Annotated in this window: 9 protein-coding genes and 1 tRNA gene; 4 read left to right on the top strand and 6 right to left on the bottom strand. The window is 67.4% G+C overall.

Features of this window, described 5'->3' with window-relative positions:
• The first annotated feature begins 158 nt into the window (after positions 1-158).
• Genes ABW137_RS00260 through ABW137_RS00250 form a run of 3 tightly spaced genes read left to right on the top strand, consistent with a single transcriptional unit; the run spans position 159 to position 2,445 of the window.
• Positions 159-1,130 (top strand): YncE family protein, encoded by a 972-nt coding sequence (locus ABW137_RS00260; protein ID WP_526395762.1) that lies wholly within the window; start codon positions 159-161, stop codon positions 1,128-1,130.
• A gap of 20 nt (positions 1,131-1,150) precedes the next feature.
• Positions 1,151-1,384 carry a DUF5703 family protein gene (locus tag ABW137_RS00255; RefSeq protein ID WP_526395761.1) on the top strand — a complete coding sequence of 78 codons (234 nt, stop codon included), beginning with the start codon at positions 1,151-1,153 and terminating at the stop codon, positions 1,382-1,384.
• Positions 1,384-2,445 carry a quinone-dependent dihydroorotate dehydrogenase gene (locus tag ABW137_RS00250; RefSeq protein WP_526395760.1) on the top strand — a complete coding sequence of 354 codons (1,062 nt, stop codon included), beginning with the start codon at positions 1,384-1,386 and terminating at the stop codon, positions 2,443-2,445. The genes ABW137_RS00255 and ABW137_RS00250 overlap by 1 nt, the downstream gene beginning before the upstream one ends.
• Here the strand turns inward: ABW137_RS00250 and ABW137_RS00245 are convergent.
• Positions 2,442-2,972, bottom strand: a complete 531-nt coding sequence (locus ABW137_RS00245; protein ID WP_526395744.1) for a YbhB/YbcL family Raf kinase inhibitor-like protein — start codon at positions 2,970-2,972, stop codon at positions 2,442-2,444. The genes ABW137_RS00250 and ABW137_RS00245 overlap by 4 nt on opposite strands.
• Before the next feature lie 21 nt (positions 2,973-2,993).
• Entirely contained in the window at positions 2,994-4,355 is a 1,362-nt protein-coding gene (locus tag ABW137_RS00240; protein ID WP_526395743.1) for a M20/M25/M40 family metallo-hydrolase, read from the bottom strand.
• A 66-nt stretch (positions 4,356-4,421) separates the two neighbouring features.
• On the opposite strand from ABW137_RS00240, the gene ABW137_RS00235 reads away from it, so the two are divergent.
• Positions 4,422-4,510: transfer RNA gene (locus tag ABW137_RS00235), tRNA-Leu, on the top strand.
• Between the two features lie 3 nt (positions 4,511-4,513).
• Here the strand turns inward: ABW137_RS00235 and ABW137_RS00230 are convergent.
• From ABW137_RS00230 to ABW137_RS00215, 4 genes are all read right to left on the bottom strand, one after another.
• Positions 4,514-5,635, bottom strand: a complete 1,122-nt coding sequence (locus tag ABW137_RS00230) for an alpha/beta hydrolase (RefSeq protein ID WP_526395742.1) — start codon at positions 5,633-5,635, stop codon at positions 4,514-4,516.
• A gap of 27 nt (positions 5,636-5,662) precedes the next feature.
• The gene (locus ABW137_RS00225) at positions 5,663-5,974 is read right to left on the bottom strand and encodes a hypothetical protein (RefSeq protein WP_526395741.1); all 312 of its coding nucleotides are present in this window, start codon (positions 5,972-5,974) and stop codon (positions 5,663-5,665) included.
• 270 nt (positions 5,975-6,244) lie between these two features.
• Positions 6,245-10,336: a bifunctional nitrate reductase/sulfite reductase flavoprotein subunit alpha gene (locus ABW137_RS00220; protein ID WP_526395740.1), complete on the bottom strand. Its 4,092-nt coding sequence runs from the start codon at positions 10,334-10,336 to the stop codon at positions 6,245-6,247.
• 3 nt (positions 10,337-10,339) lie between these two features.
• Positions 10,340-11,776: a nitrate/nitrite transporter gene (locus tag ABW137_RS00215; RefSeq protein ID WP_526395759.1), complete on the bottom strand. Its 1,437-nt coding sequence runs from the start codon at positions 11,774-11,776 to the stop codon at positions 10,340-10,342.
• Positions 11,777-11,959: the final 183 nt, after the last annotated feature.

Raw genomic sequence — 11,959 nt, 5'->3', positions numbered from 1 at the left:
CCGAACCATACCGCCGGGTCCCCGACCGAGCGTGCCTAAACTGGCCTTCAGATCGCCCGTCATCTTTCACGACCGAGAGCTACCCCTTGCCACCGAACCCAACACCGAAGAGTCGCGCAGTTCACAGTCGACTCTTGGTCGGCCTCCTGGTGGCCACGATGGTTGCCGCGACCTCGTGTTCGTCGAATCCTGCCGAGGCCCCACCGCCGACCATCGCCCCGGCGAGCGCGGCGGTCTCCCCTGCCGTCACGGCGACCCCCTCCGGCTCCGTCCGTCCGCTCGCCGACGCGGGACTGGCTGCCGTCTTCGACGACTCGACGGCCTCACTGGTCGTGCTGGGCCGTGACGCAGCCGGACGGTCGACGCTGTCGACGTTCCCGGTGACCGGTCCGTCACGGACCGTGCCGCTGCCCGCAGCGGCGACCGCACTGGTCGGTGACGACGACGGATCGGTCTACCTGTCGGTGCGCGGCGGCTACCTGAAGGTCGGCACCGGGCCCGACCCGGCGGTGGAGCGGTTCGACGTCGACGGGCAGGCCGACACCGACTTCACGGCGATCACCCGGCGTGCCGATGGCCGGGTCGTCCTGGGAAGTGCGGACGGCGCCGTGTTCACGTTGAACTCGGACTCGGGAGTGCAGGCGCGACTGCAGATCTTCGCCCGCGTCGACGCCCTGGTGGCCCAGGGCGACACCGTTGCGGTGCTCGACCGCGGCCAGACGTCGGTGACCACGATCGACGCCTCGGGGACCAGGGAGGAACACGCCCTGCGAGCCGGCGAGGGCGCCACGACGATGGTCGCCGACTCGGCTGGTCGGATCCTGGTCGCCGATACCCGCGGCGAGGGTCTTCTGGTGTTCGGCACCGACCCGCTGATGCTGCGGCAGCGCTCGCCGGTGCGGGGCGCGCCCTTCGGTCTGGCCGGGTCAACGTCGTTGGCCTGGGTGTCAGAGACGGCGACCAACAGCGTCGTTGGTTACGATCTGGCCACCGGCATCCCCATCGAAAAGGTGCGTTATCGAACCGTGCAGCAACCGAACTCCCTGACCTTCGACGACCTGTCCGGCACCCTGTTCGTGGTGTCGGGGTCCGGTGGTGGCGTGCAGACGATTACCAAGGCGGCCACGTGAGCGGTCATCAACGGGGCCGGATGCCTGCCGCATGGGAGGCCGACCTGTCCGACGACTACGAGTGGGCTCCACTGCGATTGCCTCCCGACGTGACCAGGGTGTCCGCGTCGATTCGCCTGTCGATCGAGGCCGAGTACCGCGGCTGGGAACTGACGCGCGTCCGGTTGTACACCGACGGCAGTCGCCGGGTTCTGTTGCGGCGCAGGAAGTCGGCGGCCGAGCCGATGAGCGCCGATGGTCAGCCGGGCGCGTGATCTACCGCGCGCTACGACGGGTGTTCTTCCTGGTCCCGCCCGAACGGATCCACACGTGGGTGTTCACGCTGCTGCGCCTCGCGACCGCGCTCACCCCGACGCGCCGGGCCCTGGCCAGGTGGCTGGCCCCGCGCGACCCCGTGCTCGCGACGACGGTCTTCGGCGTCCGCTTCCCAGGACCCGTCGGGTTGGCGGCGGGCTTCGACAAGAACGGCACCGGCCTCAAGACGTGGGGTGCGATGGGCTTCGGGTACGCCGAGGTGGGCACGGTCACCTCGAAGGCGCAGCCTGGCAATCCGCAGCCACGGATGTTTCGCCTGGCAGACGATCGGGCCCTGCTCAATAGGATGGGATTCAACAACCACGGGGCGGGTGAGCTGGCGCTGCGTCTGACGCGAGACGTCCCGGACGTCCCGATCGGGGCGAACATCGGCAAGACGAAGATCACCCCGCCCGACGGCGCCGTCGCCGACTACTCGGAGAGCGCCCGACTCGTCGGCCCGCTGGCGTCCTTCCTGGTGGTCAACGTCAGCTCACCCAACACCCCTGGTTTGCGCGATCTGCAGGCCGTGGAGTCGCTGAGACCGATCCTGACGGCGGTCCGCGCCGAGACCAGCACGCCTGTGCTCGTCAAGATCGCACCCGACCTTTCGGACCCCGACGTCGACGAGATCGCAGATCTGGCAGTCGAACTGGGGTTGGCGGGCATCGTCGCCACCAACACGACGATCTCCCGTGACGGTCTGGCGACTCCCGGCGTCGACCAACTGGGCCCGGGCGGGGTCTCGGGTCCACCGGTGGCGAGGCGCTCGGCCGAGGTGCTGCGCAGGCTCTACGAGCGGGTCGGCGATCGGCTGGTGCTGGTCAGCGTCGGTGGCATCGAGACGCCCGAGGACGCGTGGGAACGCATCATCTCGGGGGCCTCGCTGCTGCAGGGCTACACCGGCTTCGTCTACGGCGGGGGCTTGTGGGCCAAGCACATTCACGACGGCCTTGCGCAGCGGCTGCACGACGGCGGGTTCGCCTCGCTCGCCGACGCGGTGGGTTCGGCGGTCCGCTAGCCCGCGTTCTCGTACGTGCCGTGGATGACGGCGCGCGCGATGGCGTTGCTGAAGAGGTTGAAGCCCAGGTATGCAGGGGTCGCGTTCTCGGGCAGGTCGAGCTTCTCGACCTTCACCGCGTGGACGGCGATGTAGTAGCGGTGCGGCCCGTGTCCCGGCGGCGGCGCGGCACCGACGTAGCGCTTGAGGCTGGCGTCGTTGGCCAAAGTGATTGCGTCACCGGGGTATCCACTCTGGCTGCCGTCGCCGACACCGGCGGGCAGATCGGTCACCGTCGCGGGCAGATTGGCCACCGCCCAGTGCCAGAACCCGGAGCCGGTCGGTGCGTCGGGGTCATACACCGTGACGGCGAAGCTGCGGGTCTCCTCGGGGAATCCCGACCAGCTCAGCTGCGGGGAGACATCCGACCCTCCGGCCCCCATGATGCCGGAGACCTGGTCGTTTGCCAGCGGCTGACCGTCGGTGACCGACTCGGATGTCAGGGTGAACGTGGGCAGCTGCGGCAGGGCGTCGTACGGGGTACTCATGGGTTCCTCTCGATGGTGGGGTCAGCAGTGCTGCAGGAAGTGCATGAGCACCTCCGTGCCGAACGTCAGCGACTCGACGGGTACCCGTTCGTCGACGCCGTGGAACAACGCCGCGAAGTCGAGGTCCGGCGGGAGTCGTAGGGGTATGAAGCCGAAGCAGCGAATGTCCAGGCGCGCAAAGTGTTTCGCATCGGTGCCGCCGGATAGCATGTAGGGCACGATGCGCGCGTCTGGATCGACGGACAGCAGCGAGGCGTTCATCGCGTCGACCAGGTCGCCGTCGAAGGTGGTCTCGTAGGCGGGCAGTTCGGTGACCCATTCGCGGGTGACGTTCGGACCGATGAGTTCGTCGACCGTCGCCTCGAACTCGGCAAGGTGCCCTGGCAACACCCGGCAATCCACGATGGCCTCGGCCGTGGCAGGAATCACGTTGGCCTTGTAGCCGGCCTTGAGCATGGTGGGGTTGGCGGAGTCACGAAGGGTGGCACCGATGATGCGGCCGATGGGCCCCAACTTCGCGATCGTTCCGTCCAGGTCGGGCGAGTGCGGGTCGAAGGCATGCCCGGTCTCCTCGCCAACGGCGGCGAGGAATTGCGCGACGGTGTCGGTCAGCACGATGGGAAAGTCGTGGCGACCCAGCCGGTCCACCGCGCCCGCGAGCGTGGTGACGGCGTTGTCCTTGTCGTCGTGCACGAACGAACCGTGTCCCGCCCGCCCCCGCGCGGACAGCCGCATCCACCGCATGCCCTTCTCGGCGGTCTCGATGAGGTACAGCCGCTTGTCGCCGCCGTCGCGGTGCGGCACCGTCAGCGAGAAGCCGCCGACCTCACCGATCGCCTCGGTGATGCCCGCGAAGAGATCGGGACGGTTCTCGACGAGCCACCCGCAGCCGTACTTGCCGCCGGCCTCCTCGTCGGCGACGAAGGCGAACACCAGGTCCCGCGGCGGCACGATGCCCGCCCGCTTGAGGTGGCGGGCCACGGCGATCATCATGCCGATCATGTTCTTCATGTCGATGGCACCACGGCCCCACACGTAGCCGTCCTCGACCGCTCCGGAGAAGGGGTGCACGCTCCAGTCAGCGGCCTCGGCGGGCACCACGTCGAGGTGGCCGTGAATCAACAGCGCCCCGCGCCCGGGATCGGCGCCGCGCAGCCGCGCGAAGACGTTGCCGCGGCCGGGCGCACCCGACTCGACGTACTCCGTCTCGTATCCCACGTCCTGGAGCTGCTGAGCCACCCAGTCAGCGCACTCCCGCTCGCCCCTGGTGGTGTCCAGCTCGCCGGTGTTCGAGGTGTCGAATCGAATCAGCGCGCTGACGAGGTCGACGACCTCGTCCGACGGCAGCCTGGACGTCGCGGGGGAATCAGTCACGGTCACCATTCGTACCACTGCACGGTGCCCGCGTTTTGGTCCGGGCACCGGAATCCGTTAGCCTTAAGCGCTCTTGTCCGAGTGGCGGAATGGCAGACGCGCTAGCTTGAGGTGCTAGTGCCCTATTAACGGGCGTGGGGGTTCAAGTCCCCCCTCGGACACCAGTTTCACCTCGGGACCGTTCGTCCGTGGTTGTCTTCGTTGCGCCAGCTCACGCGGCGGGCGAAGTCCGAGACGTCCCGCACCGCCCGGTCGAAGATCTCGGGCACGGCCGCCGCGGCGAGCAGCTCCCCGGCGTGGGTGATGCCGTTGTAGGTATGGCCGGTCGCCTCGACGCCTGCGCGTTGCAAGGCCCGCAGGTAGGCCAGGCCTTCGTCGCGAAGCGGGTCGAGCTCGTCGGTGGTGATCACGTGCGGTGGCAGTCCGCGAAGCTCGGCGTCGGTGGCGTAATAGGGCCACGCCAGCGGGTTGGTGACGTTCTCGCCGGATGGGTCGTAGAGCGCGGCCATCAACGTCAGGACGGACGGGGTGAGGAAATAGCCCTCGTTCTCGACAAGGGACGCGAGTTCCGCGACCGGCGCGTCGTAACCGCCGAAGATGTACGGCACTTGAGCGTAGACGCCGTCGAGGTGCTCTGATCGGCCCTCCCGCTTGGCTTTCAGCGCCGTCGCCAGCGATAGGTTTGCGCCGCCGGACTCGCCGGTGACGACGATCGACGTCAGCCCGAGCCCCTCGCGCTGCGCGTGCATCCAGTCCAACGCGCTGGCGCAGTCGTTCAAGCCCGCCGGGAACGGGTGCGGCCCAAGTGCTCCCGCCGAATTGCGGAACTCGACGCCGACCACCACGCAGCCCTGAGCGGCGAGCGCGCTGCGCCACCGGACCGTTGGTGTAGCCGAGGCCTGCAGTATGGCCATCCCGCAGCCGTGCAAGTGCAGTAGACCGGGCAACGGCGCCGGGACGCCGATCGGTCGGTCGACGTACAGCGCGATGTCGTTGCCGTCGACCCCGGTGATGGTGAGGGTACGGGTCTCGACCCCATGCGATTCGGGGAAGTCCGCGAGCAACACGGAGAACGTCTCGTCGAACGCCTGTTCGGCGCGCGCCGCGACGGCGAGCCGATCCTCGATCGGCGAGTGCCGGTCGACGGGGACGGCGGGGGCCTCGACGTCGAGTCCCAGGGGCGCGAAGATCGCCAGCATCCGCGGATCCGATCGCGGATCGGAGCGCAGGTCCATCGTCGGGTCACCGAGGCGACCAGGCAGATTCACGTTCACGGTGGGGGCGGCCATGGTGGCGAACCTACTCCAGGCGTCCGGTCACACCTCGGAGACGACGACCTCGTCGTCGCCTCGGACGCAGGTCAACACGACCGGGTACACGTCGTACTGCGCGCTATAGCAGGTGAACTCGTACAGGTCCTGATACTTGTCGCCCTCCCACTCGTAGGCGGACGCCACGGTCGCGGCGTACTCACACGTGACGTCGCCGCGAATGTCGAGCTGGTACTCGTCGCCAGGCGGGCAGGCGAGGTAGCCGGGAATGGCTGCGGCCGTGGGACTGGCTGCCACGGCGAGGGCGCTTGCTGCGACGACGAACTCCGCTGCGAAGAGCGCACGCATCGTTCTCATCGGCAAATACTGGCACGTGCGCTGAGAACTCGTCGTGGAACCGATGCGATCCACTCGCCGTGATTGCCAGCTAGCCCGGGTGGCCTCGAAGGTGACCCTGGCCTGGGGGTCTAGCCAGCCGGGTGGTGAGCACCGCCTCGTGCGACTAGGCCCCCAACTCCACCGGGGAGGCTTCGGCAACCAGGCGGGCGATGATCGGTACCCACGGTGGGGGTGCGCGATCTCCCCGGACCTCGTGCTTCGAACCGGCATCCGCGCGGCCCAGCTCACTCAGTACACGTCGCGCACGTACCGCTTCTCCGCGACCAACTCACGCTTGTAGTCGTGCGCCCCGTCGAGCGACATTCCGCCATGTTCGCGGATGACGGCCGTCAACGCCTCGTCGACGTCCTTGGCCATGCGCTTGGCGTCACCGCACACGTAGAAGTGTGCACCGTCCTCGAGCCAACGCCACACGTCGGCACCGTAGTCGAGCATCTTGTGCTGCACGTAGACCCGGTCGGCCTGATCACGCGAGAAGGCCAAATCGAGCCTGTTGAGTAGACCGTCGGCGACCATGTCCTCCAAATCGTCTCGGTAGTAGAAGTTCTCGGCACGGTGCTGGTCGCCGAAGAAGAGCCAGTTCCGGCCGCGATGTCCGAGCGCGCGACGTTCCTGCAGGAAGCCCCGGAACGGTGCGATGCCGGTGCCAGGGCCGACCATGATCATCGGAACCGAGCCGTCCTCGGGGGGCCGGAAGTGCGGGGAGGGTTGCAGGAAGACCGGCACCGGCGTGTTGGCCGCACGGTCGGCGAGGAAGGTGGAACACACTCCCCCACGCTCGTTTCCATCGCTGCCCGGATACCGGACGACGGATACGGTCAGTTGTACTTCGTTCGGACTGACGAGCGGGCTGCTGCTGATCGAATACGACCGAGGGGTCAGCCGAACCAGAGCGTCGCGCCACTGCTCCGCGGCAGCGCGCACGCCGAACTCCGCGACGACGTCGACTCCGTTGCGGCCTCTGAGCCACTCATCCAATCGGGTCCTGCTTCGGCGCAACGCCTTCAACGATCCGGCGGCATCGCTGGCTTCGGTGAGGAAGTCCAGTAGGTTGGGCGTGACGCGGCAGATGTCGTAGCGCGACGCAAGAGCCTCACCGAGAGGCATGGTCGATCCGTCGACCTCGATCACCTCGTCGGCGGACAGGCCGGTGGCCGCAAGCCATCTCGTCACGATCTCTGGGCTGTTGGTGGCATAAACCCCAAGTGCATCACCGACCGAGTAGGTGACGACGTGCTCGGAGATGTCGAACCCGAACTGGCGCACCTCCTTTGCGGAACCAGGCGCGGTGAGCAGGGTGTTGCGGCTCAACGGGGCATCGATCGGCTTGGCCCTGGTGAATGGTTCCGCGGTCCTGCTACGAGCACCCTGCGCCGCCGCGGGAGGGATCTTCTCGACGGCGGGGGCCGCCCCGACGATGGTGGTGATCGTGTCGGCCCACTGGGTCATCGGCGCGTCGTCGTACGCCTCGCACTCGATGCGGTCGAGGAGCTTCGTGGCACCCAGTTCGGCCAGCCGCCTGTCCAAAGACTTGGCGTGGCCGCAGAATTCGTCGTACGAGCGGTCGCCGATCCCCAGCACGGCGTAACGCACGCCGTCGAGGGCAGGCGCATCGACGGCCTCCAGCCGAGCCCAGAAGTCGGCACCGTTGTCGGGCGGTCCGCCGTCGCCGAACGTACTGGTGACGACGAGGACGTCGCGAGCGGCTGCGAGATCGGAGAGCTGACAGGAGTCCATGTTGAGCACGCGCGCCTGCGTGCCCGCGGCGCCGAGTCGTTCGCCCACCCGCGCGGCGAAGTCCTCGGCGTTGCCGGTCTGGGAGGCCCAGACGACCAGGGGTGGCTGGCCGGCGGCGGGCATCTCGCGACCGTCCGTCGTGGCGCGCGAGTACGCGCCGGCAAGCATGCCGTCGACGTAGAGGCGCACCGCTTCAGTCACCGGCGCCCCGGCTGGCAGCACGGGCACGCCGCGCACGTCCGGCGGCAGCGCGTGGAAGAACCCCGCAAGATAGCGCTTCTCGGCGTCCGATGGATCGGGGGGCGACTGGTCGTCGAGCCCGAGTGCCGACCCGATGGCGTTCATCGTCGTCGGCGCGAGTTCCACCGGTGTGGGCGCCGCTCCGACCGGACGGATGCTGACCGCACAGGCCTTGAACTCGGGTTGTAGCGAGTCGGGGTCGACGGCGTCGCTGGTGACGGCGTTGATGGCGAGGTATTCGCCGTGCTCGTCGTTCCAGTGGAATGGCACGAAGCAATTGCCGGGTCGCACCCGATCGGTGACCACGGCCGGGAGCACTGCGCGCCCGCGCCGCGAGGCCACCTCGACGGGCTGATCGTCGACGATGCCTTGCGCCTGCGCATCATCCGGATGTACCTCGACGAACGAACCGCCGTTGAGCTTGTTGAGCTTGGCCACCCTGCCGGTCTTCGTCATGGTGTGCCACTGGTGCTGAAGACGGCCGGTATTGAGCACGATCGGGTAGTGGTCGTCGGGCATCTCGCGGGCGTCCATGTGCGGGCGGGGGTGGAACTCCGCGCGTCGCGAGGGAGTGGGAAAGGCGAGGCGCGGGCGGTGACCGTCGTCGTCGACGAATCGTTCCTGGCTGACCCCATCGTTGAGGTATCGGATCGGGTGACGATCGTCGGACCCGCCCGGGAGGTCGGCGGGCGGCACCGGCCACTGCAGGGGCGTTTCACGCAGGCGGTCGTAGCTGGCGCCACGGAGGTCATAACCGGTCCGGGGATTGAAGAACCCCCGTATCTCGTCGAAGATCTCCTCGCTCGACGCATAGGAGAAATCGCCGCCGAATCCCATGTGCTCGGCGACCTGACAGATCAGCTGCCAGTCGGGTCGAGCATCGCCCGCAGGTGGGATGGACTGCTGCAACAGGGTGAGATTGCGGTCGGAGTTGACCATCACCGCGTCCGTTTCGGCCCACAATGTGGCGGGCAGCACGATGTCGGCGTAGCGGTTGGTGGCGGTGTCGCCGTAGGCATCCTGAGTGATGACGAGCTCGGCGGCTTCCAGGGCGTTGATCACCGTCTTCCGGTTGGCAACGGTGGCAACGGGATTCGTGCAAATGATCCAGCACGCCTTGATGTCGCCGTCCGCCATCCGTTTGAACATGTCAATGGTGCCCGATCCGACGTCGGTCCGGATGGTACCCGGATCGAGACCCCACTTCCCCTCGACGAACGAGCGGTCGTCGCCAGAAACCACCGCGCGCTGGCCGGGCAACCCCGGCCCCATGTAACCCATCTCGCGACCGCCCATCGCGTTGGGCTGTCCGGTCAACGACATCGGGCCGCTCCCCGGTCGGCAGATGGCGCCGGTCGCGAGGTGAAGGTTGCAGATGGCGTTGGTGTTCCACGTGCCGTGCGTACTCTGATTCAGACCCATGGTCCAGCAGGTCATCCACTCGCCGGAAGCGGCGATCATCGCTGCGGCGGTGCGGATGTCGCCCTCGCGTAGACCGGTGATCCGGGCCACGACGTCGGGCGGGTAGTCGGCCAGGAATTCGGGCATCGCCTCCCAACCCTGCGTGTGCTCGGCGATGAAGTCGGCGTCGATGGCGCCGTCCACCACCAGGAGATGCAACAGGCCGTTCAGCAGCGCCAGATCGGTACCCGGCTTGATCTGCAGGTAGAGGTCGGCCTTCTCGGCGGTGGTGGTGCGGCGCGGGTCGACGACGATGAGCTTCGCACCGGCTTTGAGCCGATCGGCCATGCGCAGGAACAGAATCGGATGGCAGTCGGCCATGTTGGACCCGATGACGAAGAAGAGGTCGGTGGCATCGAAGTCGGTGTAGGACCCTGGTGGCCCGTCCGCGCCAAGCGACTGCTTGTATCCGGTGCCTGCGCTGGCCATGCACAATCGCGAGTTCGACTCCAGGTTGATCGTGCGTAGGAACCCCTTCGCGAGCTTCGTTGCGACGTATTGCGCCTCGAGCGACATCTGTCCCGACACGTACAGCGCGACCGCGTCGGGGCCATGCTCGTCGACGATCATCCTCAGCCGCCTACCCGCCTCGGCGACGGCGTCGTCCACCGGCGTCGGTACCGGTTCGCCGCCGCCGGTGGGGCGCACCAGCGCGGAAGTCAACCGATCACCGTCCGCAGCCATCAGCTCGGCGTGGGTGGCGCCCTTGGTGCACAACCGTCCAAAGTTGGTGGGATGCAGCTTGTCCCCTGACACCCTGGCGATGACGGTCCGCCCCGTCTGCGGGTCGGGCTTGGTCTGCACGCTGATACCGCACCCGACGCCGCAGTACGAGCACGCCGTGCGGGTCGTCGACGTGCCCTGCTCGTCCGGTGCCGCCATCGGCTAGTTGGCGCCGACCGGCGCAGGCGCCCTGCCGACGTGCTCGCCCGCATGCAGCTGAGTCTTCATCCGCAGGAAGACGAACCACGTCGTGATCGCACAGACCACGTAGAAGACGAGGAACACCCAGAACGCGTTGGTGGCGGACTTGGCGTCGCCAACGTACGAGGCACGGAGCACGATGTTGATGAACACCCCTCCCAATGCGCCGACGGCTCCGGCGAATCCGATCAACGCACCGGACATGCTGCGCGACCACGCGGCCTTGTCCTCCCGGCTCCAGCCTTCCTTGCCCTGAGCCTTGGCCTCGAAGATCGACGGGATCATCTTGTAGGTGGATCCGTTGCCGGTTCCGGACAGGATGAACAGCAGGATGAAGCCGACGACGTACGCGGCCATCTGCCCGCCGGTGGGAGCGCCCGCCGTGCCGTCGTCGAGCACTCCGGCGGCCACCAGCACACCGGCGGCGAAGATCATCGCGATGAATACGTACAGCGTGACCTTGCCGCCGCCGATGCGGTCGGCCAGCTTGCCGCCGAACGGCCTTGCGATGGAACCCAGTAGCGGGCCGATGAATGCGATCTGAGCGGCGTGCAGCGACGCCTGCGCGGCGTTGTCGCCGCCAGCGAGGTAGTTGATCTGCATGACCTGCCCGAAGGCGAAGCTGAAGCCGATGAACGAGCCGAAGGTGCCGATGTACAGGAAGCTCATCACCCAGGAGTGCTTGTAGCGCAGCGCTTCTGTCATGGCGCCCAGGTTGGAGCGCTGGTTGCGCAGATTGTCCATGAACGACGCCGCACCGACCGCTGCGACGGCGATCGCGACGAGGTAGATGGCGCAGACGATTTCGGGGGCGGTGTTGCTGATGGCTGCGATGACGAACAGTCCGATGAGCTGAATCACCGGAACGCCGATGTTGCCACCGCCCGCATTGAGGCCTAGCGCCCAACCCTTGAGCCGCTGCGGGTAGAACGCGTTGATGTTCGTCATCGAGGAGGCGAAGTTGCCGCCGCCGAGGCCCGCGAATGCCGCCACGACCATGAACGTCGTGTACGACGTGTCCGGCTGCTTCATCACGTACAGCGTCATCACCGTCGGGATCAGCAGCAACAGTGCGCTGACGATGGTCCAGTTGCGCCCACCGAACCGGGCCGGTGCGACGGTGTAGGGAATTCGCATGAAGGCGCCGACGAGCGTTGGCATCGCCACCAGGTAGAACTTGCCTGCGGCGTCGATGTGGTAGACGGCCTGAGGCATGAAGAGCACCATCACCGACCAGATCGACCAGATCGAGAAGCCGACGTGCTCCGCCACGATCGACCAGATGAGGTTGCGCTTTGCGACCGACTTGCCGCCCGCTTCCCAGGCATCCACGTCTTCGGCGTCCCAGTGCAGGATGTCGCGGCTGCGCCGCGGTCGCTCGATGGTGCGATCTCGCATTAGCGGCATTACTGATTCTCCTCGGCAGGCGTTGAATCAGTTTTACGGGCAGGCCGTTCCGCATCCGTTGCCCGGTCGTGTCGAGCGTGTCAACAGTGCCTCACACACGCTCGGGGACGCGAGTGAGGCGACGTTATTCACGGCGGAAGCGCCGTGGCAACGGCACCGAAACAATCCCGACTT

It is taken from the genome of Mycobacterium sp. (assembly GCF_040509115.1).
Taxonomy (GTDB): domain Bacteria; phylum Actinomycetota; class Actinomycetes; order Mycobacteriales; family Mycobacteriaceae; genus Mycobacterium.
Note: the sequence above shows the minus strand (reverse complement) of the source record. Positions and strands in the feature narration are given on the sequence as shown.